This is a genomic window from Streptomyces chisholmiae (assembly GCF_031845445.1).
Lineage (GTDB): Bacteria > Actinomycetota > Actinomycetes > Streptomycetales > Streptomycetaceae > Streptomyces > Streptomyces chisholmiae.
In genome coordinates, this window is the sequence record NZ_JAVREO010000009.1 from 166,386 (window position 1) to 191,756 (window position 25,371).

25 protein-coding genes are annotated in these 25,371 nt (G+C 66.2%); 3 read left to right on the forward strand and 22 right to left on the reverse strand.

What is annotated here, in order from left to right:
- Positions 1–48 precede the first annotated feature (48 nt).
- On the forward strand, positions 49–882 hold the full coding sequence (locus RM844_RS16855) for a hypothetical protein (RefSeq protein WP_394814527.1): 834 nt from the start codon (positions 49–51) through the stop codon (positions 880–882).
- Here the strand turns inward: RM844_RS16855 and RM844_RS16860 are convergent.
- The 5 genes from RM844_RS16860 to RM844_RS16880 form a co-directional block, all read right to left on the reverse strand.
- A complete protein-coding gene (locus tag RM844_RS16860) occupies positions 810–1,721 on the reverse strand; it encodes an aldo/keto reductase (protein WP_311668032.1) in 912 nt (303 codons plus the stop codon). The two genes, RM844_RS16855 and RM844_RS16860, sit on opposite strands and share 73 nt — an antisense overlap.
- Positions 1,655–2,866 (reverse strand): JmjC domain-containing protein, encoded by a 1,212-nt coding sequence (locus tag RM844_RS16865; RefSeq protein ID WP_311668033.1) that lies wholly within the window; start codon positions 2,864–2,866, stop codon positions 1,655–1,657. Before RM844_RS16865 ends, RM844_RS16860 begins: the two co-directional genes overlap by 67 nt.
- A gap of 161 nt (positions 2,867–3,027) precedes the next feature.
- On the reverse strand, positions 3,028–3,252 hold the full coding sequence (locus RM844_RS16870) for a hypothetical protein (protein ID WP_311668034.1): 225 nt from the start codon (positions 3,250–3,252) through the stop codon (positions 3,028–3,030).
- A 199-nt stretch (positions 3,253–3,451) separates the two neighbouring features.
- Complete coding sequence (locus tag RM844_RS16875; RefSeq protein WP_311668035.1) at positions 3,452–3,961, reverse strand: NUDIX domain-containing protein; 510 nt, start codon at positions 3,959–3,961, stop codon at positions 3,452–3,454.
- Between the two features lie 771 nt (positions 3,962–4,732).
- Positions 4,733–5,170: an ATP-binding protein gene (locus tag RM844_RS16880; protein WP_311668037.1), complete on the reverse strand. Its 438-nt coding sequence runs from the start codon at positions 5,168–5,170 to the stop codon at positions 4,733–4,735.
- Positions 5,171–5,382: 212 nt separating this feature from the next.
- Here RM844_RS16880 and RM844_RS16885 point away from each other — a divergent pair, with 212 nt between their 5' ends.
- Entirely contained in the window at positions 5,383–6,246 is an 864-nt protein-coding gene (locus tag RM844_RS16885; RefSeq protein ID WP_311668038.1) for a helix-turn-helix domain-containing protein, read from the forward strand.
- A gap of 2 nt (positions 6,247–6,248) precedes the next feature.
- The gene (locus tag RM844_RS16890; protein WP_311668040.1) at positions 6,249–6,467 is read left to right on the forward strand and encodes a DUF397 domain-containing protein; all 219 of its coding nucleotides are present in this window, start codon (positions 6,249–6,251) and stop codon (positions 6,465–6,467) included.
- A gap of 127 nt (positions 6,468–6,594) precedes the next feature.
- Here the strand turns inward: RM844_RS16890 and RM844_RS16895 are convergent, their stop codons facing one another.
- The 17 genes from RM844_RS16895 to RM844_RS16975 all read right to left on the reverse strand — a co-directional run bounded on the left by RM844_RS16895 (position 6,595) and on the right by RM844_RS16975 (position 25,364).
- Entirely contained in the window at positions 6,595–6,972 is a 378-nt protein-coding gene (locus tag RM844_RS16895) for a hypothetical protein (protein WP_311668041.1), read from the reverse strand.
- A 186-nt stretch (positions 6,973–7,158) separates the two neighbouring features.
- A complete protein-coding gene (locus RM844_RS16900) occupies positions 7,159–7,362 on the reverse strand; it encodes a hypothetical protein (RefSeq protein WP_311668042.1) in 204 nt (67 codons plus the stop codon).
- A 100-nt stretch (positions 7,363–7,462) separates the two neighbouring features.
- Complete coding sequence (locus tag RM844_RS16905) at positions 7,463–8,014, reverse strand: hypothetical protein (protein WP_311668043.1); 552 nt, start codon at positions 8,012–8,014, stop codon at positions 7,463–7,465.
- A gap of 236 nt (positions 8,015–8,250) precedes the next feature.
- Positions 8,251–9,063 carry a sigma-70 family RNA polymerase sigma factor gene (locus RM844_RS16910; protein ID WP_311668044.1) on the reverse strand — a complete coding sequence of 271 codons (813 nt, stop codon included), beginning with the start codon at positions 9,061–9,063 and terminating at the stop codon, positions 8,251–8,253.
- A gap of 442 nt (positions 9,064–9,505) precedes the next feature.
- Complete coding sequence (locus tag RM844_RS16915) at positions 9,506–11,347, reverse strand: DNA polymerase (protein ID WP_311668046.1); 1,842 nt, start codon at positions 11,345–11,347, stop codon at positions 9,506–9,508.
- 76 nt (positions 11,348–11,423) lie between these two features.
- Positions 11,424–13,922: a phage/plasmid primase, P4 family gene (locus RM844_RS16920; protein ID WP_311668047.1), complete on the reverse strand. Its 2,499-nt coding sequence runs from the start codon at positions 13,920–13,922 to the stop codon at positions 11,424–11,426.
- Complete coding sequence (locus tag RM844_RS16925) at positions 13,909–14,469, reverse strand: hypothetical protein (protein WP_311668048.1); 561 nt, start codon at positions 14,467–14,469, stop codon at positions 13,909–13,911. The genes RM844_RS16920 and RM844_RS16925 overlap by 14 nt, the downstream gene beginning before the upstream one ends.
- Positions 14,470–14,575: 106 nt before the next feature.
- Positions 14,576–14,848: a hypothetical protein gene (locus RM844_RS16930; RefSeq protein ID WP_311668049.1), complete on the reverse strand. Its 273-nt coding sequence runs from the start codon at positions 14,846–14,848 to the stop codon at positions 14,576–14,578.
- Between the two features lie 189 nt (positions 14,849–15,037).
- Complete coding sequence (locus RM844_RS16935) at positions 15,038–15,727, reverse strand: recombination directionality factor (RefSeq protein WP_311668050.1); 690 nt, start codon at positions 15,725–15,727, stop codon at positions 15,038–15,040.
- Positions 15,728–15,843: 116 nt separating this feature from the next.
- On the reverse strand, positions 15,844–16,674 hold the full coding sequence (locus RM844_RS16940) for a hypothetical protein (protein ID WP_311668051.1): 831 nt from the start codon (positions 16,672–16,674) through the stop codon (positions 15,844–15,846).
- Between the two features lie 166 nt (positions 16,675–16,840).
- Complete coding sequence (locus RM844_RS16945; RefSeq protein ID WP_311668052.1) at positions 16,841–18,520, reverse strand: hypothetical protein; 1,680 nt, start codon at positions 18,518–18,520, stop codon at positions 16,841–16,843.
- 235 nt (positions 18,521–18,755) lie between these two features.
- Positions 18,756–18,998, reverse strand: a complete 243-nt coding sequence (locus RM844_RS16950; RefSeq protein ID WP_311668053.1) for a hypothetical protein — start codon at positions 18,996–18,998, stop codon at positions 18,756–18,758.
- Between the two features lie 2 nt (positions 18,999–19,000).
- The gene (locus RM844_RS16955; protein WP_311668054.1) at positions 19,001–19,792 is read right to left on the reverse strand and encodes a hypothetical protein; all 792 of its coding nucleotides are present in this window, start codon (positions 19,790–19,792) and stop codon (positions 19,001–19,003) included.
- 3 nt (positions 19,793–19,795) lie between these two features.
- Complete coding sequence (locus RM844_RS16960) at positions 19,796–20,896, reverse strand: hypothetical protein (RefSeq protein ID WP_311668055.1); 1,101 nt, start codon at positions 20,894–20,896, stop codon at positions 19,796–19,798.
- Positions 20,897–20,905: 9 nt separating this feature from the next.
- Positions 20,906–21,910 carry a hypothetical protein gene (locus tag RM844_RS16965; RefSeq protein WP_311668056.1) on the reverse strand — a complete coding sequence of 335 codons (1,005 nt, stop codon included), beginning with the start codon at positions 21,908–21,910 and terminating at the stop codon, positions 20,906–20,908.
- A 14-nt stretch (positions 21,911–21,924) separates the two neighbouring features.
- Positions 21,925–22,569, reverse strand: coding sequence for a phage distal tail protein (locus tag RM844_RS16970; protein ID WP_394814528.1), 645 nt, complete (start codon positions 22,567–22,569; stop codon positions 21,925–21,927).
- A 263-nt stretch (positions 22,570–22,832) separates the two neighbouring features.
- Complete coding sequence (locus tag RM844_RS16975; RefSeq protein ID WP_311668058.1) at positions 22,833–25,364, reverse strand: phage tail protein; 2,532 nt, start codon at positions 25,362–25,364, stop codon at positions 22,833–22,835.
- Positions 25,365–25,371 lie beyond the last annotated feature (7 nt).

Consider the following 25,371-nt stretch of genomic DNA (forward strand, 5'->3'; position numbering starts at 1 on the left):
CATACTGGTAACGCCCCCCCCCCAGAGATCCCCCCCGAGGAGTTCGGTATGCCTACGTCCGCTGCTGCGACCGTTGACTTGCGCACTGAGTCACTTGGTTCGGTGTTCGACCGGGTTGAACGGTCTCTTGGGGTGAAGTTGGATAGAAGCACCGAGGTTCGCAAGCGCCGGTCAATCGGGGCCCGTACAGACCGGGGGACGTGGGTGCGGGTCGAACGGCGCCCCCGGGAGCGAATCGGCGGGCAAGGATGGAACGGCGTGGAGTGTGCGGCGACGCTACGCGGAATCGCCATGCCGCAGTGGTTGGCGGGCGCGGCCTGGACGGACCCGGAGGACGCCGCGATGTGGCGGGCCGACGAAACCGAACTGATCAGCGCCCCACCCGTGAAGCCCGCCGACCGGGCAGAGTTGTCTGACACATGGTGGGCGACGTTGACCGCATCTCTGGATGCCCTGGCCGAACAGACGACTACCCGCGTGGCAACACCGGACACGGACACTATCTCGCGGTCTGTCGTGACCGAAGTCATTCAGAAGGCATTCCCTGAGGCAACGATTGACGTCAGCTTGGACGAGTGGGCAACGGCACACGCTGACCTGAGCTGGGCCAATCTGACCACACCGGAGTGCTACATCTTGGACTGGGAGGACTGGGGAATGGCTCCGCGTGGGCTGGATGCTGCGAGGTTGCTGGTCAGCTCCCTCGATGTCCCGGAAGTCGCCGAGCGAGTCCGGCACGAACGGAGGGACGATCTCGGGAGCCGAACCGGCAAGCTGATGTCGCTGTTCTACTGCTCGAAGCTCGTCCCCTATGTCGATGAAGGGGCACCGGTTCGAGCCGAAGCACTTCGGCTACTTGGCGAGTTGGAACCGCTGCGCTGACGCCCCAGCAGAGTTCGATACCTCGTGACGGTATCCCCGTCCACCTCGGCCCCGAGGGAGGCCAGCAACTCCCGGAGGTGGGCGGGATCGTCAGAACCCACCGCTAGGGAACCGACACGTGGCAAGTAGTACGCTGCCCGGAATGCCGCTTGAATGGGCGAACAGGTACGACGGGAATCGCTGCGGAGGAAAAGCCTGGGGTTGATCTTGTCCCATATCGGGTCGGTGGCTTTGCCTCCGAATGGGCTCATACCCCAAACCGCGGCGGCGGGAAGGCGCCACCGCGTGGCCAGGGATTCGGAAGCTTCCAAGGTGTCGATGGCGACCAGCAATCCCGAACGGACCATGAGTACATCAGGTCTCGGGGTGTCGCCGTCAATGAGGCCCACGAGCGGCCCCGGACGCCACGAGGCGACTCCCCAGGCGTCGCACAACCCAGCTTGAACAGCATTCACCAGCACCTCGCAGGCGCTCGTCAAGTGCTCCCGTGCCACTTCAGGACTGAGCCGCGACAACGTGTGCTCAGGGTTGTGAAGGAAGACAAGGTTCGGCGGTCGCCCAAGGTCTCGGTTCGTCTGCTCCAGTGCGTGTCGCAGTTGGCCCGGGGCGAGCGAGTGAACAGCCCTCGTTGTCCCGGGGAAGTAGCCGACCTTGGTGGACACACTGAACTCGGGCAAGAGATCGCGGAATCGCCCTAGCGTCTGGTGAGCGGCGAAACCGTGGTAGTTGAACGCGGTATCGATCGCCCTAATGCCCATGTCGAGCGCCGCAGCTAGTGAGTGGCGTTGGTAACGAGACCGGTGTAACCCGAGGACAACTCGGGGGTGAGACTCGCGCATAGTTCTTCCTCCGTCAGGATCTCCGCCACCCGCTTGACCAAAGCGCCGACCACGCCCGCCGCTTGGTCCAGGTTCACCGGACAGCCGCTCAACAGGAGCCGCAGCGCGGGCAGGGCCTTGGCTGCGAAGGTCAACTTCTTTCCGGAAGCGACGACTTCCACCTGTTCCCCGCGCTCGTCGATACGAGGCGGGAACTCGGTCACGCACACGACGTCATCGAGCGGCCCGAACAGGTCCGTGAACGGAACGTGGCGAGTTGATGCAACGTCCCGCAGCCGCTTGGCAAGGAATTGCTTTGGGCTGTGGAAAGCAACGAGGCGGCTGGTCGCATGGCTCAGCTTTCTGATTTGCTCCACTTGCTGTTCCAGATCCTGCACCACGTCCAAGTCATGCCGGAACACCTCGTCCTCACGGGACCAATCTGCTAGCCAAGCCAACCAGCCAACTCCGGTGGGATTGGTGAACCCGATAGTCATATGGAGGCTGTGCCCAACCCCCAACCCGCTGCGGCCGGCCTGATGCCAGTGTCCGCGCGGGATATGCAATACGTCTCCCGGGCGAGTGATGCCGGACCAAATGACATCCTGGCTGGGCGTGTCATTTCGCGCGGCATCCCGGTACATGGGTGCTGTCCGGGAGGCGCCGCGCACCTCCCATTCCTTCTCGCCCGACAGTTGTATAGCGATGACGTTATGGTCATCCCAATGCAGCCCAAAGCCCGCGCTGTCGTTCGTGGTCAGGTAGATGTTCACCGTGACCCGTTCACCGGACCACCACTGAATAGCACGGCAGATGACTTCCAGCGTCGGATCAAAGACGTTAGCCCGGTCCAAGATCATGGTAGCGCCGTCATCAAGATGACCCTTGACGCGGCGCATGTTCACCATGGAGACGGCCTGCCCCCGGCTCGTCACGTCCCGATTCAAGTACGCATCGGGATGCAGCTCCGCCCCGTTGCGGAAAATACGGAACTGCGGGTTCGCGAGACTACGCCTCATCACCATGTCGAGTAACCGTGTGGGGGTAAGCACTCGCTCAGCTATTGACACGTCAGGGAGAGTTCCCCGAGTGAATTCCTTGCCGAGGCGGGGGCCGTTGTCCCATCCGAGCGCGCCCGAGATCCCGGTGACCAAGCGATGATTCATGGCTTGTATCTCTCCTCTTCGTTTCCCTATCGGAGGTGCGAGGAATGGGGCCGCGCAGGAAGTTCGATGCGCGGCCCCATCCCAGTTACGGTGACAGTTGGTTCTTAGGACTCCTTCTCAAGGGGCCCCAAGCCCACCTGAAACGCTCTGGCCGAATTGCGTTACGCGGGGAAGGCGGTGTCGCCCTCCGGCCACGGAGCGTCTCCGGTGGCGTCGGTGGGCGGGTCGGACATGGTGGCGTCGAAACGGTCGTGAACGCCCGACAGCTTCTCCACCGCCACCAGCAACTCGGCGCTGTCCTCCGACAGGTCGGAGTTGTCCACTACCAGCAGGTCGGGGGTGTCCTGCCGCTCCAGAAGAGCACCGGGACTGGCCACATTCGTCACTCTTGATCTCCTTCGAAATTCGTCCGGCACACCATCAGTCATCACCAGCGGTTACTCATGACAACTGTTCTCCGGCGGTACCTGCCCCCGCAAGGGCGCAAACGCGGCGGACCGATTCATCGGGCCACGTCTGTGACCGCCTGTCGCTCCAGACCACATCAGTCCCGGAGCGATCACCTACACACGTGTGTAGGAGCTTTCAGGTACGTGCGGCGCGGCGTTCGCCCCGCACCAGCAGGGGAAGCGACACCTCGTTCTTGACGGACTCAAGGGCCTGTCGGATGCGGCGGACCTGATAGGGAGCGGCGAACTTCTCCAAGTCCTCCGGGTGCACCCACGCGCACCCGGACAACTCCCCTGCGGCCGCGGAGGGCACAGCCACGGCTTCGGCCTCCTCGTCGCCGAGAACGCCGCCGTCAAGCACGACGTTGAACCCTTCCTTCGCACCGGTCTCCGCGTTGGCGGGCACGTGGTCCAGGGCAAGGAAGTGCGTCAGACGCAGGTCCAGGCCCGTCTCCTCCCGCAACTCCCGCTCGCCGGCCGCTTCGATGGGCTCCCCCTCGTGCGCAGCCCCGCCGGGAAGCTGCCACTTCTTGTTGTCGTACGTCGGCTTCACCAACAGAACCCGGTCCCGCTCGTCCTGGACGAGGGTCAGAACGCCGATGCGCCGGCGAGGCGGATTCTTGGGGTCGATGTCCTTGTGTGCCATGTTGCCTTTCCCTAGTTCTGGTCCTACGGCACCCCGCCCCGACGTGGCGCCTTAACCCATGCACACCGGTCGGGGAGGGAGTTCTCTGGCGTCCGCCCCCCGACTGGGCGCCTGGCTGGGGGAAACCGGCATCAACCGGTCGGGGGACGGAGTATGGTTACGCTGCGTTACCAGCAGCGTCGGATAACGCCCCTGCGCTCGGGAACGAAACCGTCACGAGGCGGGCGGTCAGGGTGTAGAAGGTCGTGTAGTCCCGGAACGGCAGCACGAACGGCTCGTTGCCGTCCGCCAGTTCGCGCTCCGTCGTGGCGCACGCTTCCCGGTCTGCGTACCACTCCCGTAGCACCTGACCGGGGTCGGGAAAGTCATCGGGAAGTAGGTCGGGCAGTCGAACAATGTTCCGACCCTCGGGATTGCGCGGGTCCCTCGTCCACTCTTCGTCAGGCTGAGGATCGAGCCCCCGCGCGAACCGGCGTGCCTGACCACGGAGCCACGCAACGGCCTGGACAGGCGTATCTGCCCAGTACCCGCCGAGGAACACTGCTCCGTCGTCGGCGCCTATGGTCCAGGCCGTTGCCTCACAGAGCAGACCAGTGAAGTCCTCGACTTGGGCTGGCGCGGACGATCCCTCCGCCGCGTCCTTGTCCCGAGCTTGACCTTCACGCCATGCCGCCGCGGGGGCGGTCTGCGCACCGAACTCTTGCTGTAGGCCGCGCAGTCCACGTAACCCGCGCCTAGCAAGGGTCCGAAGCGGTAAGACTCGTCTAGCCGTCACAAGCACACCCCTTCACCGTAGGACTGCAACTCCTCCGGGTTGAGCGCCAGTTCAGCCCAAACGGTCTTACCGATGACGCGCTCTGCGACGCCCCACCTGGACGTGATTGCTTCGACCACGTCGAGTCCCCGCCCTGTCTCGCTGTCGCCATTGACGCCACCGCCCTGCCTGCGCGGGCAACCGTCGCCGCTGTCCCGCACTTCGACCCGGAGGTGGAACGGAGTGAGGTCGAAGGTCAGGAGGACTTCCCGCCCCTGGGCGGTCTTGCCATGCACGATCGCGTTGGTCACCAGCTCGGAGACGACCAGTGTCAGATCGTGCGCGAGCTGGTCCAGCCCCCACTCCCTTGCGACTTGTCGTGCAAGTGAGCGAGCGGCCTTGACGTTTGCTTGGTGTCTCGGGTAGCGGGCCTGCACCCGCCGTTCGTCGTCCATCTGGGCTCCCTCTGGTCCGACCCCTCCGCGTGACGTGGCGTCAGCAACCTTGTGGGGCTGGTGAGTCGGGTACCGCCGCAACCACTGTGGATACCATGCACCTTGGAACCACCAAGGTGTCAAGTCCCTACCTTGGATGGGTTCCATGACCGTTGCCGTCACTCTCGGGAGCGGGCAAACTGGCCAGAGGTGAAGAACGAGGAGGCGGCGCGGTGCCCATCAGCAGCAACAACCCGACCATCCGGCAGCGTCGGTTGGGGCGCACTCTCCGTGACCTTCGGATCGCAGCCGGGTTGAAGCATTCGGACGCTGCGAGGGTTCTTGCCTGCGCGGAATCCAAGATGACGCGGCTCGAAAACGCCCAGTCCGGAATCCGGCTCGTTGACCTGCGGCTACTACTGGACGCGTATGGGGTGACAGACCCCGAGAAGCGCGCGGAGATCGAAAAGGTTTCCAGGGAAGCGCGTCAAAAGGGTTGGTGGACCCGTTATACCAACTTGGTTGACTCGGCCTACGCTGCATACGTAGCCGTTGAATGGGATGCGTCGGAGATCTACAACGTAGAGACGCATCTTATCCCGGGGCTTCTACAGACTCCGGATTACACGAAGGCTGTCATTCGACTCCAAGATCCTGAGTCCCCACCCGAGCATATGGAAATTCAACTGAAGGTGTGCGAGGAAAGGCGCAAGGTTCTTCAGCGCGCGAAGCCGCTTCAGTTGTGGGTGATTCTTTCCGAATCGATACTGTATCACCGTGTTGGCAGTCCGCAGGTTGTGAAGGATCAGCTCCAATTCTTGCTTGAGGCGAGTCAAGAAACAAACATTGAGCTTCAAATTCTTCCCCGCGATAACCCGATGAACGCTTGCCTGTTCGGGCCGTTCGTCATCATGAGCTTCCCCACGGCCATTGAATCGCCAGTGGCGTACACGGAATCCACGGCGGGCACCGTGTACTACGAGGAGGAATCCGACACTGAGAGGTACAAGACGCTGTTTCGTCGCCTCAACGTGGCGGCCTCGGACGTGGAAAGGTCCCGGACCTTGATCAACAAGGCCCTAGAAGAGATGGTGTAGCCGTGAAGTACAACAATTCTCCACACTCCCCCGGGGCCCTGGTATGGGCCAGGTCCTCATACTCTGGCAACAACGGGAACTGCGTGGAGGTCGCGAAGCTTTCTGATGTTAACCGAGCCGTACGCGATTCAAAGGACCAGCGCGGCCCAATGCTTTCTTTCTCGGCGAACGGTTGGTCATCGTTCGTCGCTGCTGTCCAGCGAGACGAGTTCCCATCCTGACTCATCCCCCCTGCCCCCGTTCGGCCGAGAGCCCGCTACCTGATAAGGGGTAGCGGGCTCTCCGGCTACGTATGCCTTGCCGAACCAGGCCGGCCGCGGGCTGCTGGCCCCGCACCGGCTGCTTAGGTCAACCGCAAGACGCCAGAAGCTTCACGTTCTCTGTCCAGAGAAGCGTTGGTTCTTGCGCCGGGATCAGTCGGTCTGTCTCTGCGGATCGTTTCCACTCGAAGACGCCCAGCAGGTTGCTGCTGATACCGCAGGCTACCCCGTGCACTTGGACACGGAACCGCTGGACGCGCGCAGAGCGCTGGAAGATGCGCGCCACGAGCCGCCCGTAGACGTTGATGGTGCGGTCTAGTTCCTCTTCGGAGTACACGTACTCCCTGGCATCGGGGAGGAGTGGCGCGGCTGATTGCCACACCCAGCGGCCCTCCTCGTCATCATGAAGGTACACCTCCGTTCGAATCAGGACAGTTGGTGCGTTCCGGGTTGGGCTTGTGGCCACCTTTAGTCACCCCCGTGACCTGGGCCCCGATTAGGACTCCACCCCCAACCGTACCGACTCGAACTTTGTACGGCATATGACTTAGGCATAGAAAGGCCACATATGTGGGTGCCGTGAATTTCCCTCAGAACATGCCAAAGAGCCACCTACGCACGTGTGTAGGTGGCTCTTTGGGTGTTTCGGTACCTATGTGGAGGAACTGACAGGAGTTATGACGAACTCCGTCCAGCTCAGCGCCTTCTGTAGGTCCTTGATCACTTGGTGGAGGTGGTGGGCACACGCGGTTGTCGTGGCGATCCGGCCGGGCTGGCCGACGTTCCACACCGCGTCGTAGCTGCACCCGAAGGTGCCGTACGACTTCCTGATCTGTCCGTCGCAGCGCGGACCCATGCGGTTCCTTCCGGTCGGTCGCGTGGTACCTGGGGTGGTGCTCGGTGGGCTACCCTGCGGGGGGAAGCCCCCGGCAAATTTGGGTTGCCGGGGGCTTCTCTCATCCAGCCTGGAGCTTTCCGTTTCGGCGCGTGTAGTACATGCCGTACAGCACCTCGCCGTTGACCTTGACCACGAGCTGATAGCGGGTTCCCTCGGCCAGCTTGATGACCGAAGTGTCATGCCAGCGTTCGGCTATCTCGGCCATAGGGACTGAGAAGACGCTACCGACATGGACCGTGTTCCTTTCTATCACCTTGACTTGTTGGTCGTTGTCGATGATTTCCAGATTCACCAGCACCGACGTGTCAGGCTGCCCCTCCTCGTCGGGTGCTTCCTCGGGTGTCGGCCCCACGGGGAATTCGGTGCCGAGCGTTTCGGCGGCGTGCAGCTCCCCTTTCAGGTAGAGGAAGTGCCCCGTCCAGAACGCCTCGTCGCCGTCCCACATTCGAAGCTCATAGACAACGCCCTCATCCAGCTGGATTTCGTATGCGCGGTCCATGTCCTGAGCGATCTCGGCGAGGTCTTCCGCCGTGATCTTGTCGCGGTGGAGACTGACGACCCGGTGACCCAGGCTGCGTTCGGTGTCGCAAACCTGGAGGTGATACTCCATCGGGTAACCTCTGTTCATTTATCAAGGCGGTCCGGCCCGTTGCCGGACCTTTCCTTGCGCTGCTTGAAGCAACCCGTTAAGGGTCCCACGGGCCGCTCGATTTGGCAAGTGACACCCTCATATGAGGGTGTCACGCCCGCGAGGGGAGGGGGACCGCCCCCGAAGCATCTCGGCGGGCGGTTCCCGTGGAGGAGCTGGCGGATGACGGCCCCGCGGCCGGCGCCCTGGCGTGGCTCCTACGCGTCGCTGTCGGCGCCCCGCAGCCAGAGGGTTTCGAATCGGGCGTGTGCGCGGGCGCGTATCGACCGGATGCGGGCGCGTGGCACCCCGAGGGCCTGCGCTAGCTCCTCGTCGTTCTGTGTGCCGTAGTAGGGCATGGGGGCGATGCCGTACGTGCCCTTGAGTACGGCGCGCTGCTGTTCACCGAGTTGAGAGAGGGTGGCGTGTACGCGCTCGCGGAGCGCGCGGCGGCGCCGGTTCTCCCGGTCGCTGGGCTCGGCCAGGTCCCCCGGGATCGGGAGGGCGCCGGGGATCACCTCCCCCAGGAAGGTTTCGTTGTCGGCCTCGTCGGTGACAACGGCGTCCAGGGAGTCAACTCCCTGCCAGGACAGGCGCGCTGCGTACGCAGTCTCCCGGGACATCCTCCGGTCGCCCATGACTTCCGGGTCCGTGGCCACGCGTTCGGCCTCGAACGGGTCTCCACCCGACGCGCGTAGCGCCCGCTCGAAGTCCGCCGCGACGCTGCGTGAGACGCCCTTTCGGGTCTCCCGCTTCCGCGCGTCGGAGAGGCTGCCCTTCACGGTCCGGTCTATGTAGCTGATGAAGCTAGCGACGCCGTTTCCCTGAAAGCGCCTTATAGCCTCCCAGACGGCCACCCGGCCTATCTGGGTCAGCTCCTCGGAAAGCGCGTCGTCAGGGGTTCCATTGGTTCGTGCGTAGCGGCGGGCGAGGTTAGTTACGTTGTCCTCGGTGGCCTGGATTACGGCGGTGACGGCCGAAATCTCGTTGTTTTTGGCGTCGCTGATCTGCTGTTCGGTGAGGGAAATCACGAGTGCTCCGCCTCGTCGGGATCGGTTGCACTCCCGGGGGGAGCGCAAGGGATTCCCGGACGGGGCGAGCACAGCGAGCATGGGCGCTAACTGGTCGGCGTCACGCGGATGTAGGCAGGTAGGCGGCGCTTTCGGCGCAGCATCGGTTAGCCCCTGTCCGGGTGAGCGCGGACGGTGGGGCTAGCGCTTTGGCCTCTTTGTCGTTGCTTTACCTCCGAACGTACGAACTGGAAGGCCGGGGCGAGGAGTTCGAGCGGCGTTCTCGCGGGAATGACGGCCAGCCCGTGAGAAGGCACGTGCAGGCGTCGTTCCGGCTCGTTCTCGGGGAGGATGCGCGAGAGACGCCGTGACCACTCTGTGACCTTCGGGAGGCGAGATGCGCCCAGGGCGGACCACCTACACACGTGCGTAGGTGGTCCCAGTGACGGGTGGTGTTGGGCTGTCAGTGGTCAGCGCCGTAGAGCGAGCCCCACGAGCGACCGCCGATCTTGGCGTTCGCCTCCATGGGCACGCCCCAGATGGGGAAGGTCATGGCGCGTTCGATCTCGTGGGCCAGCTCGGGGGCCGCGGCGGCCGGCACGGACGCCAGCACCTCGTCATGAATCGGCAGGCGCAGATGCGGAGTCAACCCGTCCTCGTCCATCTGGATCAGGGCTTGCCCGAGAACATCCCTGGCGGTGCTCTGACACAGGTAGTTCGTGACCGCGTACACCTTGTCCCGGTCCACGGGGAGGCGCCGTCCGGTCGGGGAGACGTAGACGAACCCGGCGTTCCGTGCCTCGCGCTGCCAGCGCTTCGACGCCCGGCGCACCTCGGGATAGGTCCGGTCGTAGGCGTCGATGGCCCGTTGCACAGCAGCCACGGGGGCGCCGCTCATCCGGGAAATGCCGAGTGCCCCGCCGCCGTAGACCTTTCCGAACCCGATGGATTTGCAGAGATCCCGCTGTTCCTCGGTGTAGTTCGGACCGAATACCTGGAGTGCGGTGAACCCGTGGAGATCCGCCCCGGCGTTGATGGCCTCCTTCATCTTCACCACGTCGGCGAGCGCCGCGAGAACGCGAAGCTCCACCGCTTTGAAGTCGGCACTCAGCATGACTTGCCCGTCATCGGCGAGGAGTGCGCGCCGAATGATGAAGTCGGACGAGGGGAGGGTTTGCAGCGCGGGCCGGGTCGCGCTCATTCTCCCGGTGCGGGCCTGGAGCGCATTGATTGACGGGTGAACCCGGGAGTTCTCGTCAACGGTCTCTAGGAAGGTCTGGCCGTACGTCTGGCGCCATTTCCCGGCCCGCTTGGACTTGAGTACCGCGTCGGCGAGCGGGTTCGGTGTGCGGGCTCCTATGCGGTTCCAGTCGTCGTCAAGGTCCGCGAGCGCCAGGAGAACGGGCTTGTCCACCTTGAGGGCGCCGTTCCCGGTGCGCTCCGTCAGCGTCTCGCCCATGGCGGTCAGGGCCTCGGCGATCTGGGCCGGGGAGTTCACCGACTCCACGCCGTATCGACGGGCCCGGTCGGCGTGCTCCTGGGCCTCGACGCCGAGGCGGGTCACGAGCTGGCGCGTGTACTGCTGGTCCAGCAGGATTCCGGTCCGTTGCATCTGGGCGCAGATGCGGGCCAGCTGGTGTTCGTACTCGGTGAGCTGGTCTGGCACGTCGAGGCGGCGCAGCTCCTCGCGGAGAACGGGCGCCAAGCGCGCGGTCAACACGGTGTCCAGACCGGCGTAGAGGTTGTAGGTCGGGTGATTGAGGGAGATCCGACTCCACCCGGTTGCCTTGGTCCAGCCGAACGCGCGGAAGACTTCGGTCAGTCCCTCTTGCGTGTCCGGGGCGGCAGGGTCCACCCATCGGGCGCTGAGCGGTTTCAGCGCGTGCCCGGTCCCGCCTTCTCCGGCCTGCCTCGGATCGATCAGCGCGGAGAGAATCCGGGTGTCCAGGGTGCGCGGGGCCAGGCTTTCCAGCGTGACCCCGGCGTGGTGATCCAACACCAGCCAGTCGAACGGGGCGTTGTGAATGAGGAGTTGTTCCGCGTTCCGCAGTGCCCGCAGCGCGGAGCCGCGAAAGGCACCGCCCTTCTCCCAGTGGATTACCCACGCTTCCCGGGCCGTGCCGAACTGCACGGTTCGCAAGCGGAAGTGCGGCGAGTAGATATCCAGGCCGCTGGTTTCGGTGTCGAGTGCGACGGGCCCGCGCAGACTGCTGGCCCACCGGTCGAACTCGTCTAGGTCGTGGTCGTTCTCGGGAACGCGAACGGTGATGGTGTCCCCGGCGATGACGTGCTGATAGGTGCGCAACGTGCTTCCCCCCATAGGAAAAAGGGGTCACCTACGCACGTGTGTAGGTGACCCCTTGTGGACCCTTCCGGGTCGGTTACCGCTGGCCGAAGATTCCCGGTCCCCCCGCTGCCGCGGCCGTCGTCCCGCTCTCGCGGACACCGAACAGCGTGATACCGCGCTTGGTCTTTCGGCGCGTAACGCCGCGTTCCTCCAACGCGCGGTAGAAGGTGGTGCGCCTCCATTGCTCTTTCTGTGGGAGGTTTTCCGCCTCGCACCATTCGAGATAGAGCCTGAACGCCTCGTTGCCTAGGAGCTGGTCGGCGTCGTCGCCGGTCTTCTCGATGACGCCGGGCAGGAACCCTGACAGGGCGTCCGAGGTTTCCCTGTATTCGCGGGTTGCGTTCTTCACCGGGGTGGGGTCCTTCAGGCCGCCTGCGTACCACTCCATTGCCCCGCGCACGGCCCATGCCGCGATGCCGGCCGACTCCTCAAGGAGCTTGTCCGCCAGCTCGTAATCCCGCTCGTTCTCGGCGAAATACCGCGTGAATGGAATCATCTTGACCCGCCTCCACAATCCGGTGTCCTGACCCTTGAATGCCGGACGGTGATTTGTCGCCAGCAGGATCAGGAACGACGGGGTGAATGTGAAGAACTCCCGGCGCAGGAAGCGAGCGGTCATCTTGTCCGTGCCAGTCGCCTGTTTCAAGGTGGCTTCTGACATGGTGCGGCCCGCTTCCCCCTCGGAGGCCATGACCAAACGCGCGTCCCGAAGTGCGGCCAAGTCGTTGGGAATTCCGCCGCTGCGCTTGCTTTCGAAGGTGGCGAACGGGGTGGTCCGCGTGATCTCCTTGAACACTTCGGTCAGGGTGTCGGTGAATACTGATTTCCCGTTCGCGCCCGATCCCCAAAGGATACAGAAACATTGTTCCGAGGTATTCCCGGTGATCCCGTAGCCGATCAGGCGCCGGAGGTAGGCGGGCATACTCGGCATGGTCGGCATGATCTCGGAGAGGAATCTCTCCCACCGATCGGCGCGGGCCTGTGGATCGTACCGAATGGGGATCATAACCGTGAGCATGTCTGCCGGGTCGTGTGGGCGGAGCTGGCCGGTACGCAAGTCCACGACTCCGTTGGAGAACGACAGCAGATCGGGCCGCTTGTCGAATTCCTCGGCGTCAACGAGAACCGAGGGAATCGTTCGCAGCTCTCGCAGCAACGCGTCAATTTTCCGTGTCATGGTGAAGCCGAGGGAAGCCTTCCCCAACCTGTCGTCAAAGTCCTTCGGCAGCGTGCCCCCGTTGTCGCGCTTGGCTCGCTCGCGCCGGTCGGATGCCGCAGCAGTGAGCGCGGCCCCCATGTGATGCACCCATTGCCGAACGACTGCATCGGACTGAATCCAGGTGGACCCGTTCCAGGAGAAGAACCCGAGACCCGGCGCGTACTTGATCGTGCCCTTGGTGAACGCGACCAGCGCGTGAGCGTTGAGCACATCGGAGGGTCCGTACCGGTCGGCCAGGTCCGCCACGAGGCTTACGGCCTCGTGTGCTTCGCGGTCCCCAGGGATGAGTGCGCCGGTCCGCGTGTCCACGTAGGACATGCCATCGACCGTGACCGCCTGGGCGGAGTCCACGGCCGCGCGCAGCAGCTCGGGGAAGCGCTCGGGGTCCCGCTCCCGCCAGTCGGTCAGATCGTCCCCGGCCTGCGGGATGGTGAGCGTGTAGACATCGATCCGAGAGGCCGCGAGCGCTGCCGCCAGGCGCAGCGTGAACGTTTCTCCCGCCGCGTCGTGGTCACCGGCCACCACCACCCGCGCCCCTTTGAGGCCGGCCGCCAGCTCCTCCGCCAGCTCGCCGTTACTGGCGAGCGCGGCACCCCGAACAGCTACCGCCGTGTACCCGGCCGCAACCGCTGTGAGCGCGTCTGACGGTCCCTCGGTCACCACGATGACCCCGCGTCCGCCGTTCCCCCGGAACACCCCGTAGGAGCCCCAGCGTCCGCCCTCGGGGTTGCTCAGGCTGACCCACCGAGCGGAGGACTTCCCCGTGAGGTCCCGGGCCTGCGCGGCCCGGATGACGCCGGAGAAGTCGGCGAACGGCACGACTAGGCGCGGGAAGCTGACCCATGCGCGGGAGCGGTAGGGGAAGGAGTTCTCCGCGCCCTCGTCGCCCTCGTCCAGGCCGAGGACGAGTTCCGCCGCCGCTTCCGGGTCGAGGCCGAAGCGCTGTCGGAGGTAATCCCGGGCGTCCTGCGCGGTGTCCGAGCCGAAGTCCTGGAGCCGGACCGATGCGTCATCGACGTACACCCGCAGCGCTGCGACGGGGCCGGGACCGACCAGGCCGGGACGGCCGGCGGGGACGGTTGGGCTCCCGGTGTCCTCGGCGTTGAACATGTCCGCCCACTTCAGCCCTGCGGCGGACACCACGGCCGCGGGATCACACCCGGCCCGGCAGTGGATACGTACCGTGCCGTTCTCGCCCAACCAGATACGCAGCGACGGGCGGGTGTCCGGGTGTGCGGGACACGTCGCCAGATATCCGCCGTCCGACTGCTCCACCTGATCGGGGAACCGGCCCAGGATGTCAGCGAACTGCATTCCCCACCCTTCCTGATCCGGACGGATTCCCTCCCTTAATTCGCCAGTGCGCTGCCCTCACGTCCGCTACGAGGCGGGCGAAGTCCTCAAGGTCCGTCGTGAAGTACCAGCGCCCCGTGTCCCGCCCTCGTGCCGAAAGCGCGAATTGGTAAGACGCCAACATTCCCTTTGTGGTGATGCCAAGCGTGAGGCGTATTCCGGTCCACGTGCGGACGCTGAAATGAACCGCGCCGTGCCGGACGTTTGCGCGGCGTCTCTTCACCACGGCGACACCGTATGGGAATCCGGCGTGGTGGGCCTCGATATGGGCTTGCCGCAGGAATGAAGGAACAGACGGACGCGCCACGTCCTTGCATTCCAGAACGAACGGAACGCAGTGGATATCGCCGACATCCGCCGCGCCTTCCTGCGCGGGGCGGCGGACGTTCAGCGCGCTGTACGGGTCGCGGAACTTCCCGTTGTCGTCAACGAGGCCGAGCGCGGCGTTCAGATAGTCGCGAACGTCGCTCTCCCACGCCGTACCCTTCGCCTTGTTTCGATTGACCACGTGTGGTCTCCCCCCACCTACACACGTGCGTAGGTGCTCCGGGCGTGAAAAGGGCCGGACAACACCCGCGCGTGGGGTATCGCCCGGCCCTTGACCGCCGCTGGTTCTACTCGTCGCCGGTCTCGCCGGCCGCCTGGACGAGGACAAGCCGCACGTGTTCCGCGCTGATCCACTCCGAGCGCAGAGAACGGCGCTTGACGAACCCGCTCTCGGTACCGGTCGGCTGCACCTTCAACATAGGGCGCAGCCGGCCGTCAACGAGAAACGTCGTCACGTCCAGAATGATGGCGTCCGAGAGGCGGACCCGGTTTCCCTGCCTGGTCGCGTAGGCAACCAGATCGCCGGGATACAGTTCCTCCCCGGCGTAGTCAGTGACCACGCCCCTTTTACCCATCGTTGTGTCCCTCGCCGTCGTCCCAGCCGAAACGGCGCTTCCGCTCGTGAATAACCGCCTTGCGGTCGCCGGGGGCGAACTCCCACAGCGGACGCCGGATACCGGCGTGAGGGAGTGCCCGCAGCGGCGCGGGAAGGCTTCCGGTCGGCTGGGCGTCGGCGGTGGCCGCGAGGCTCACTCGGCGGTCTCGACATTCCAGGGACCGAGAACCTTGACGGCCGGCTTCCTGAACGCCACGTCAACGCCCGCCTTGGTCCGGAACTGCACCAGCTCAAGCGTGAGTTCCGAGCGTGCCGGGCCCCCAACGTTGGTCAGCGCGGCGTTGATCTCGTGGACCACCTCCGCGAGCTTCCAGCTTGAGGAGCCGAACCGAAACAGGCCGAGCCCGGTGTTCTCGGCGAGGCGGAAGACGAGGTTCACGGACGGCGACGGCCCGCGTCCAGACTTCGCGTAAGCCTTCCGGTCGGCCAGCAACTCGGGGCACCCGCACGGCTTACCGGCATCCTCGTCCGGGCTGAGGAACGAAACGCCGTCGCAGTGGTGAACGAGCTGGCCGCGGGGACCCCACAGCTTCATGTCGGCGCTCAGCGCGTCGGGGCCGTCGATGACTACCCGGACCGACTCCGCGTCGGTCAGCACCTCTAGGTAGTCCTCCCCGGTGGTCTGCCACTCGGCGGGCTCCCCGCCCAGCAGCTCCGCCACCTCGGCGGCCACCTCCGGATCACCGGTCGTAACCCGCCACTCGGACAGCGCCTCGGGGCGGGTCCCCACCATCCGACCCGAGCGGAACCGCCCGACCACATCGTCAGGGAAGCGCGGCTTCGGACGGCTGGCCGGGTCTGTGTCGAAAATGCGTAGAGCCAATTCGGCTCTCCTCCCCCTGATCTCCATATTGGGAAGGGGCGGACCGGCAAGGCTTGATCGTGCGCCGGTTGCGGGTCCGCCCCTCTACCTCTCGGGGAGCGCAAGGGGTGCCCGGCCTACCGGGCGCGTCGCTGCGTACCGGTGACGAACCGGCCTCCGCTCTGGGCCATCGGTGTGCCGACCACGGTTCGGCTGATCTCCCGGTCCCACTCGAAGATGTGGCGCAGGGAGAGGAACACGTCGAACACCTCGTCATCGGAGCGCACCGGTTTGAACGACCAGCCTTCCGGGCGGATGTGGAGCACGGCCGCGCCGTCCACGGCCGGCATGGGCTCGGAGGTGCCATCCGGGGCGATGATCCGGTCAGCCCGCGCGTAGGCAGTCATCTGCAACCCGACGTCCGGATAGGTCGCCCGACTCGTCTTCCAGTCGGCGACGAGTAGCGCGGGCTCGCCGTTCTCGTCGGGCTTGCCGTTCTCGTCCAGGCGCACCCGTAGCAACGCGTCGAACGATCCGGCGTAGTCGTGCCGATCCGACCAGGCCACGTCTTCCGCGCGAACCAGCTCGGGGCGGACAGACTCCAGGAACTCCGCGAACCCCACGCGGTACGGCTCGATGTCCCGGTGAACCCGGCCCACCCGTTCGCCCCTGATCTGCCGCTCGAAGGTGTCGTGCGCCTCCGACCCGATGTCGGCACGGCTCTGGGTGTAGCGGCGGTGCGCGCCCTTGAGGTAGTCAACCGCCCCGGACCGGTCGCGCTCCGCGATCGAGGTAACGGCGGCCAGCTGGTCTACGGCCGCCTCGGCGGTCATGCGCGCCGCCCAGTTGACGAGGAACGGCCGCGGCAGCATCGCGACCACGCTCGTGACCCCGGGCACCTTGGCGCCGTCCGGTGCCACGTAGAAGCGGCTTCCCCCTCGGTGAATGGTTCTGATCTGTCCGGCCACGCCGGGCCCCCTCCGTTGATCGGGTCTGTCACCCGGAGGGGGAGCGCGAGGGGTACCCGCAGCCACCTACACACGTGCGTAGGTGGTCCGGCGCGCGATGTGCGAGCATGAAGCGAGGGACCCCGCCACCTCACTTGGCAGGGTCCCTCTCGGCTTCCTACGAGGCTTACAGCGTCGCTGCGTGCTCCCCGGCGGCGCTCACCAGCGCCTCAAGCTGGGCCTTGATCTCCGCGCGCTCCTCGCTGGTGCCCTTGGCGGCGCGCTCGGTTATCTGCGCCATGAGCTTGATCGCCCGCTTGATCGTGGTCATGTCCTGGTCGTGCTGGCTCTTGGTCTCCTCGTCCTCGTCCGGGGTGTTGTTCTCCTCGGTGCTCTCCTCCGGCGCATCCTCGGTCTTGGCGGTGAGCTGACGCCGGGCCTCCTTGGCGAGAGCGCGCTTCTCCCGGGCCAGCTCCGCGCGGGTCTTGCGGGGAAGCGGCTTGCCCACCTTCTCGTAGTAGGACCAGACCGCTTCGGAGGGCGACAGCTCCGGGAACTCCTCGCGGGCCCGCTCGAACTTGACGAACTCGGCCGGGGAGGCGTCCAGGCTGCGGATGTACTCGACCACCACGGTTGTCATCGCGGTCTGCACCCCGCGCTGAATCGACTTCATCTCGGCCAACAGGTCGGCAGCGTGGTCCCCACCCTTGGCCTTGATCGCGTCCCCAACCAGCGCGTACATCTCGACGGAACGCTTCTTGGCCTCGTCGGTGTGGCACCGAAGGTCAAGGTCTCCGTCCTTGTCCTTGATCCGGGTCCGCATGTCAAGGAGAACTTGGGCGATCTTCTGGTTTCCAGTCACCCGGCCTCGGATCGCGTCGTTCACGTGCCCGGCGCCGACCTTGACCAAGGTGGCCATGATCTTGGCATCGTGCTCCGCCTCGTTCCGCTGGCGGGTCTCGGGCGCCTGGTCGCCGTTCTCGGTCTCGGGCTCCTCGTCCCGGGTGGCAACCTCGCCGCTCTCCGCGTCCGCCTGGTCGTCCTCGGGGGTCTCCTCGTCGGCGGCCTCCTCGGTCGGGGTGGGACGCTCCTCCCGGAAGATCGGGAACCCGAAGTCACGGGCGGTCTGCTCCGCCAGTTCCACGCTGGTGACGTACCGGCCGTTGTCCCACTCGTATTCCTTGCCGTTGCTGTGGTGCAGCTCGCCCGCCTCGGTGGTGACTGCGAACGGCCACGCCTTGTAGAGGACTCCGACGACGCCCTGTCCCTCGATGATCAGAACGTCCCCGTCCTTGATCTCCTCGTGGGTCTGCGTGGCGTCGTACGCCTCCTTGGTGGTCTCGAACCGGTGGACACCCGGGGTGGTGATCGGCTCGGGCTCCTCGTTCTCCGCCGAGGCGTCCTCGGTCTCCTCGGCCTGAACGGCGGCGGGGTCCGGCTCGGTCTGCTTGGCCTCCATCAGGCTGCCGCGCAGCATCCCGCGCATGGCGGGCGGAAGCGGAGCCATCAGCCGGTCCGCCTCGTCGATGGCCTCCTGGGCGGCCTCCTCGTTCCCGGCCTTGAGGGACGCGCGAACCTTCTCGATGAGCTTGTTCACCTTCTCGGTGATGCGGGCCTGGCGGGTGGCGGGGGTGTCCGGCTGCTGCGCGGGGCTCTGCGCGGTGTCGGTGGTCGCGGCCGGCGCCTTGGTCATGGCCTCGACCCGAGTGGCGCACGCCTTGCAGGCGATCCCGGTACCCGGACGCTCGCTGACGTTCCGCGCGTCCTTCCCACACAGGGTCTTGCTGACGCCCTTCCGGATGCAGTGGGTCACCTTGCCGTTCCCGATGAAGGACGAGATGTAACCCTCAGGGGCCTTGATGCTCATTGCTGCCTCTTTCTTCTCTTCGCCCCGCTCTGTGCGGTGCGTTGAGAAGAACCTAAGGGCCGACCAGACAGCCTGTCAAGTGACACCCTCGTATGAGGGTGTCACGCGACATGGGGAGGTGGCGACACGTCACTGACCTGCGGAAACGTGGGGCCACCTACGCACGTGTGTAGGTGGTCCGGACATGGCAAAGCCCCCGGCGCCGCGCGGGCACCGGGGGCTCAACCGGGGTGGATCAGTCGGGCAACTTCCGTCCGTCGTACGTCTTCTCAGCGGCCTTGGAGGTGGCCACGCGCCGGGACGCGGACTCGCCCAGGGCGAGCGTCACAAGTCCCATGAGCACGCCGACCAGTTCGTCAGACCCGATCATCTGCTCAAGCTGCGGTACCTGGTGAGACAGCCACCCGACCACGGCCGCGATACCCGCGCGCACTCGCACGGGGTTGGCGCGCAGCCACTCGCGCACTGCATCCCACATCGTCAGTTCTCCCCCTCGTTCTCCTCGGAGCTGGCCGCCGCGGCGGGCACCTCGTCGGCGCTGGTCGTGTTCCGCTGGTAGGCGCCGATCACGTGCGTGGTGATCCGGCCGCTTCCCTGACTGACCCGGTGGCGCAGGCGCCACGTCGCGGAGGTCCCGTGGGGAAGTCCGGTCATGGGCCGGGTCACGGTGTGCGTGGTCCACGCGCCGTCATCCCCACCGGCAACCGTCCAGTTCTCCCAGGCCGCGAACCCGTCGCCGCTCGCGCACTCCAACGCGATGGCGGCGGTGGTGCGCGGCGGGGCGTAGGTCTCGGTGATCAGGTGGAACACCGGGGACTGCACGACGGAGGCCGCGTACCAGGCGACAGCACCAACGGTCGTTCTGCTGGCGGTCTGCCATGCGGGGGTGGGCTGCCAGGGAATCGGCAGGATGGGCAGACCCAAGTACCCGTCCGCGTGCGGGTCGTCCATCACGACGGTTGATCCGTCGCGGGTGAACAGGCGGACCACCTGGGCGTTGTCCGCCTCGGGGTCCGCGCCAACCGTGAGCGCCGCCGCTCCGGTCTGCCGTGCCAGCGTGACGCCCCAGTCATCGCGCGGGGTCTGCCCGACGCTGAACACCCTGCGCCCCTGCGGAGTTTCGGCGCGGAGCTGGCCGCCGTCCCCGATCACCACGTCTCCGTCAAGGATCTGGTCCAGGGCGGGGGCGGTGTTCGCCGCGCTACTCAACTCGCGGAGCGCGGTCTCCAACCGTCGTAGCCGGTCGGTGATATCCCGTGGAACGTTCGCCACGTCCTATCCCTCCAAGTAGATTTCTGCGCTCCCCCCGCTCCCGCGTTCCTCCGGGGTGGCCTGCCAGCCGACGACGCGATACGAGGCGTCCAGGCCCGCGCCGTGCCACACGTCGTTCACGCGCAGGCGAACGGTCCGGCCGATCAGGTCGGGGGTCAGTTCGTCCAGGCGCACGCGAAGCGTGGGGATGGTGACTGGGCGGGCCGCCGCCAGGTCCGCCGACGCGTGCGCGTTGAGGGCCTGCCGGTCGCGCACGGTGTTGTAGTCCGAGGAGCCGTCCAGGCGGGGCCAGCCGGCCGTCAGGTCCTCCGCGCGGGTCAGCAGCTCCGAGAGCATCGGTGCGGAGTCCGCAGCTTGGTTGCTGTTTTGCGTCGCCCCTCGGCTCTGCCAGACGTTCGCCGTGTTCGTCGCGTCCTCGGGCCAGGAGTACGACAGCACGTTGCCCGGGTGCGTCAGCATCACGGGACGGTCGCCCGTGCGGATCACCGGATACCCCAGTTGCAGCGCCTTGCGGCGCGCGCCGTCCGGTGTCCCGGTGGCACGGATGCGCCACTCGAACCCGCCTTCCAGGCCGGCCAGTTGGTCAAGCGCCTCGCGCACGCGCGTCATGTCGGTGCCGGTCACCGTGTGGTTCCGGACCACGCTGGACATCTGCGCGTCGTCCATCGTGATCCCGATGTCCCCGCCCGGGAGCGACTGAGCGTAGTCAACGAGCTGGCGGACAGCGGTGAACTGATCCACGTGTCCGCTGGTCAGCGTGTCGAAAACGATGCGGTGGTCTAGGTAGCTGTCGAACGTCGCGGCCTGGAGATCGGCGCTGACGAACCCGCGCTCATCCGTGCTCGGTGTCAGCGTCCAGGCGATCCCGCCCCACCACACGGCCGAGCCCTGGACGACCCACACGGCGGTACGGCCCGGGATGACCGCGCGCTGAACGCGTTGAGCGGTGGCCCTGTCGGGAACGGGAAGGGTCCCCGACAGGGCGCCGCTGCGTCCTATGTAGTCGTCGAACCGCAGCCCCGAGACCGGTAGCACGTCGCGGGGCTGGTCCGACAACAGGTCGGTGAACAGCACGCGGAACGGGGCCGAAGTGACCTTCGGCACCGCGCCCCCTTACCGGTCGAGCGGGTAGAGGATGCCGCCGAACCCGGCCCAGGTGGTCACCCCGGACGGGACGATCAACCGGACCTGCCCGGAGGTGCGGAAGTCGATCTTCAGCGGAACGCCTCCGGCGGGCGCCGACACCGGGGTGTGGCGCTGCGGACGGAAGTTCTCGGGGAGCGCGCGGGCCAACACGTCGCCGTCGTTGGGCGGTTCGCCCGCCGTCTCCCAGCCGATCCCCCCGCGCCACTGCATGTGGGGCACCCCGGCCAGCATCACGCGCCGGTAGCGCACGGGGCCCTGGTTCCCGCCGTTGGTGAAGCCCTCCGCCAGGGCGGCCGGGGTCCAGGGCACGGCGGCCTCCGGCCCCGGGTACGGCGTCCACGCCGACCCGTCCCAGCGCTCCAGGCCCCCACCGCTGTCGCGGTACTGACCCGGGTAGGAACCGGACCACGAGTCGGACCACCCACCCGGAGTGATGCCACCCGCCGCGGCGGTCGCCCGGCGCCGGTCGGTGATCGCGTTGGGCCAGTCAATACCGCCCGACCACACCGACGCCCCGGCCGGAACCGCCACCTCGTACAGCAGCTCCGCCGTACCGGTGATCTCCGGCGGCATCGGGTGGTCACCCGGGGTGCCCTGGACGACTTCCACCACGGCGCGGGAAGTGCGTACCGGGTCGTGCCGGGAGTCCAGGACGCGCAGCACCACGGCATCGATCCTCGGGAACTGGCGGTCGCCGTCGTCCACGGACAGCACCTCGGGCGAGGTGACCGCCACCGGATAGGCGCCCTGCCCAGCGCGGCCCTGAACGATCGCCCGCCCCGGGCCTATGGCGAACTGCATGTCGGCCACCCGGGTCAGCGAGAACGGGTCACCTCCGGGGATGACACCACCCCGGGTGGTCAGTTCACCCGTGGGCGTCCACGTGCCCACGGGCACCATGCGGGTGTCCGTCCGGCTCTGCCCGCCTCCGTGGTCGTCGTGATCGAGCAGCCAACCACTACGTACGGTCATTCGATCCTGTCTCCTCACCAGTGGGCGGAACGCCACACGATCGAGGCGGAAGCGGCGGGGTCGAAGCGCCCCGGTTCCGCGTTGAAGAGGAGTCGGGTCGTGCCCGGCTCCAGAGTGAAAAGCCGCTCGGGCGTGCTGCGCGGGGTCGCGGTGAACAGCCTGGACTCAACCCCGTTGAGGAGCACGGTCCCCGCCAACGTGTCCACGGTGAGCACGTCATCGCGTCGCAGCCCGGTGGCGTACTCCAGGACGCGCCCGGTGTCCATGTCGGTCAGCGACGGGCGCAGCAGCGGGCCGCGGAACTCGATGACCGGATGACTCGGGGCGTCGCCCGTGTTCACCACGACCAGACGGCCGGCAGCCGGGGAAGACCACCTACGCACGTGTGTAGGTGGACTCTCCCGCATCCAGTCCAGCGGCCAGGACAACGGCCAGCGCAGTCCCTCGCCCGGGGTCGGCAGCCCGGTACGCGCGACGTGTCGTCGTACCTCGTACCGGCGCGGGTCTGACGCTTCCCAGACGATCGTTCCCGTGGGCTCGCCCCGGGTGTAGACCCGATCAGCGGTCAGCGCGCGCCTGGTCACCCGGGCGAACAACAGCCGTCGCGCCCCGGCGAGCTGCACGACAAGCGGCTGTTCCTCCTGACGGACGCCGGTCACGGCCAGGAGCCGAGAGAGGAGACGCGGGAAGTCTCCGATCCTGCGCGGCAGAATCCGGAAGTCCCACGTCAACACGCGTACCCCGGCGAGGAGTTCACCGGGCCACGCCCCGTGTTGCGTCGGCATGGCAACGGTGCCCGACGCCATGTCGGGGAGGTCATCCCACCCGGTGAGCTGCACCCCGACATACGGCGTGGACTCCCCGAGGAGCATTCCGCCCCATTGCATCTGCCCGTCTTGGGTTATCAGGTCGTCTATTTCCGTCACCCCCGTGAGCGCATTTGCCATTCCAGTTCGCGGGCCACCTCTTGAGGTGTGAGCCCGCCGGCGTTGAAGTTCTCGATCTGCACGGCCGCGCCCCTGTTCGGCGAGATAGCGCCGAGTCCGGAATTCGGCGGTCGCTCCCGAAGCATGAGAGCGGACCCGCCTACCCAACGGGGGATATCGCTCGTTGGGCCGTCCAAGGTGAAGCGCGCGGTTCTGGCCACTGACATCGTGGCGTCCCTGACTTGGCGTCGGCCGTCGAGAATTCCGTCAGCCAGTGAACTGGATATGGCGCGCCCACTGTACAGCGTCCATCCGCGTCCGGAGAAAGGCCCCTCTTTCGCAGGGCTGAACGGCAGCAGATTCCGCACCCCGCTCAGCAGGGAGCGGGCAGCGTCCGCAGCAGCACCGGCCATGTCTTGGATACCGTCGATAAATCCTTGGATCAGGGCTTTACCGGATTCATAGAGAAACGAACCGATGTTTCCTAGCGCTGCCCGTGCGAGCCCGGGAAGAAGGCCCACTATGCGGCCAGCCAAAGAGACGCCACGAGATATGGCGCTTCCCATGGAAGCCATGGCCGACGATGCGGACGCGAGGATGTTGGCGCCCATGCTGCGTACGTTCTCCAGCGCCCCGGCGCCCATGTCGGCAAACCAGCCGATCACAGATGAAGCGCCGTCGGAGGCGACGGAGACAATCCCGCTGAAGATGTTTCCGAAGTGGGTTAGGAGACCCGACAGGAGAGACCGGGCAGCATCTACGGCCCCACGGAAGTCGCCTTGCAGTAGCGACGTGATCAGCTCTATCGCGGGAACCACAATGTTCGTTATCTGCGATGCCAAGAGGCTGGTCAGAATTTCCGCGAGACGTCCAACAATCGCTATGGTCGGGGTCACTGCGGGCTCTATGGCATTTAGCGCTTCGACCAGCAGGACGCCTAGGGCCTCTATCAGAGGGCCCAAAGCAACCATCAATTCGCCGGCCGATTCGCCTACGCTGATCAGCGAAGGAGTCAATGCCGTGAGCAATTCCCCGGCAAGTTGAGTCGTGAAAATCTGGAGTTGGGCCCAAGTGCTGATCAAGGGGCCGATAACGGATGGAAGATTTTCGAGAACCGGCTGAAGAGCTGAAGTCAATACCGATGCGACTCGGCCGACCTGAGTTCCCGTTGCCAGCAGAACGGGGCCGAGTTCGCCGGCCAGTTGTCCGGCTAGTTGGCCGACAATGGGTAGGACAAGAGCCAGCGCAGAGGCAGCCGCCGAGACCGCAGGTTCCAGAGCGGAACCGAGTTGGGCCGCGAGATTCTGGAGAATCGGACCCAAAGTCGAGGCCAGATTTTGAATCGGTCCCGACAGAGTGTTGACGATTATCGAAAGGAGCGGGAACGTCGCCTGCAAAGCGGCTGACAAAGTCCCGCCGATTACCCCCGCTACAGCGGAAAGGGTGGAGAAAAGATTCTGAAAGGTGGCTTGCGCTTCGGGGCTCGCGGTGACTCGGGCGGCAGTCTCGGCTATCTGAGACAGAATCGGGAGGAAACCCGCTCCCGCCTCTGCTGCGGGACCGAAGATGTTTCCCAGCGTTGAGCCGATATTGCCCAGCGTGGAAAACAGCGACCGGACCAGCGAAACGGCGCGCTCAATTGCGGCTTGCATTCTCCCGTCCGCGAAAGCGTTCGCCATTCGCTGACTGAGAGATTCCAAGCCACGGCCCGCAGCTGCGGTCATCCGCTCGAATGCGGGAGCTGCCGCCGCACCGATCTGAACCAAGCCTTGGACCAGTACGGCTGGTAGCGAGATGAGGTTGCGCAATCCCGCGTTGGCCCCGTCCAACGCCTGTCCCAGCGCTCCGGACTCGCTCAGGCCCGTGGCGGCGTTGAGTACCTGGCGGGCCATCAGGTTGAGCGAGCCTGCCGACTCGGAAAGCTGCGTCCGCAGTACCGGCAGAACTGAGCTGGCGGTTCGACTCAGCGTTTCCCCGAGCCGGGTGAACAGCCGCTCTTGAACCGCAGACTGAACGTTTCTCCATGCTGGGGCGAGCGCCCGCGTCTCCTGGACGAACTCCCGGGCGGCGGGGGTCAGCCGTGCCAGCGCTTCGGCGTCGCCCGCCAGGGCATCGGAGACCCCGCGCGTACCGATGGCGACGGCGGCGCCGGCCGTTCCCACGGCCAGCAGTGCCGGAGCCGCAAGGCCCGCCGCGGGCGCCATCTGCGCCAGCGACGCGACCAGCGCGGAGACGGCCGGGACAGCGGACGCCAGCGACGTCAGTCCCCCGACGCTGCCCAGCAGCGAACCGAGCCCGCGCGCTGCTCCGCCTCCGGAACCGACCAGCGAGCCGAGCGAGGAGCGCAAGCCGTCCAGGCCGGAGCGGTCCACGTCCACCCGGGCCGGGATGCTCAGCGGCCGTATCCCCGCCAGCTCCGCCCGCAGGCGGGTTATCTCCCCCCGGTCAACGACCAGCCTGGCCGGGATGCGAACCGCGTTGGTCCGCCGCTCCAGGCGCGTCAACTCCGTGGACAGGCTCTCGGACACCCCGGAG

What these genes read in the sequence shown, in the direction of transcription:
- RM844_RS16905 (WP_311668043.1), bottom strand. Translation starts at nt 8,014, where the DNA reads ATGGAGTATCACCTCCAGGTTTGCGACACCGAACGCAGCCTGGGTCAC.
- RM844_RS16855 (WP_394814527.1), top strand. Translation starts at nt 49, where the DNA reads ATGCCTACGTCCGCTGCTGCGACCGTTGACTTGCGCACTGAGTCACTT.
- RM844_RS16920 (WP_311668047.1), bottom strand. Translation starts at nt 13,922, where the DNA reads ATGCAGTTCGCTGACATCCTGGGCCGGTTCCCCGATCAGGTGGAGCAG.
- RM844_RS16945 (WP_311668052.1), bottom strand. Translation starts at nt 18,520, where the DNA reads ATGAGCATCAAGGCCCCTGAGGGTTACATCTCGTCCTTCATCGGGAAC.
- RM844_RS16860 (WP_311668032.1), bottom strand. Translation starts at nt 1,721, where the DNA reads ATGCGCGAGTCTCACCCCCGAGTTGTCCTCGGGTTACACCGGTCTCGT.
- RM844_RS16880 (WP_311668037.1), bottom strand. Translation starts at nt 5,170, where the DNA reads ATGGACGACGAACGGCGGGTGCAGGCCCGCTACCCGAGACACCAAGCA.
- RM844_RS16865 (WP_311668033.1), bottom strand. Translation starts at nt 2,866, where the DNA reads ATGAATCATCGCTTGGTCACCGGGATCTCGGGCGCGCTCGGATGGGAC.
- RM844_RS16875 (WP_311668035.1), bottom strand. Translation starts at nt 3,961, where the DNA reads ATGGCACACAAGGACATCGACCCCAAGAATCCGCCTCGCCGGCGCATC.
- RM844_RS16900 (WP_311668042.1), bottom strand. Translation starts at nt 7,362, where the DNA reads ATGGGTCCGCGCTGCGACGGACAGATCAGGAAGTCGTACGGCACCTTC.
- RM844_RS16965 (WP_311668056.1), bottom strand. Translation starts at nt 21,910, where the DNA reads ATGACCGTACGTAGTGGTTGGCTGCTCGATCACGACGACCACGGAGGC.
- RM844_RS16950 (WP_311668053.1), bottom strand. Translation starts at nt 18,998, where the DNA reads ATGTGGGATGCAGTGCGCGAGTGGCTGCGCGCCAACCCCGTGCGAGTG.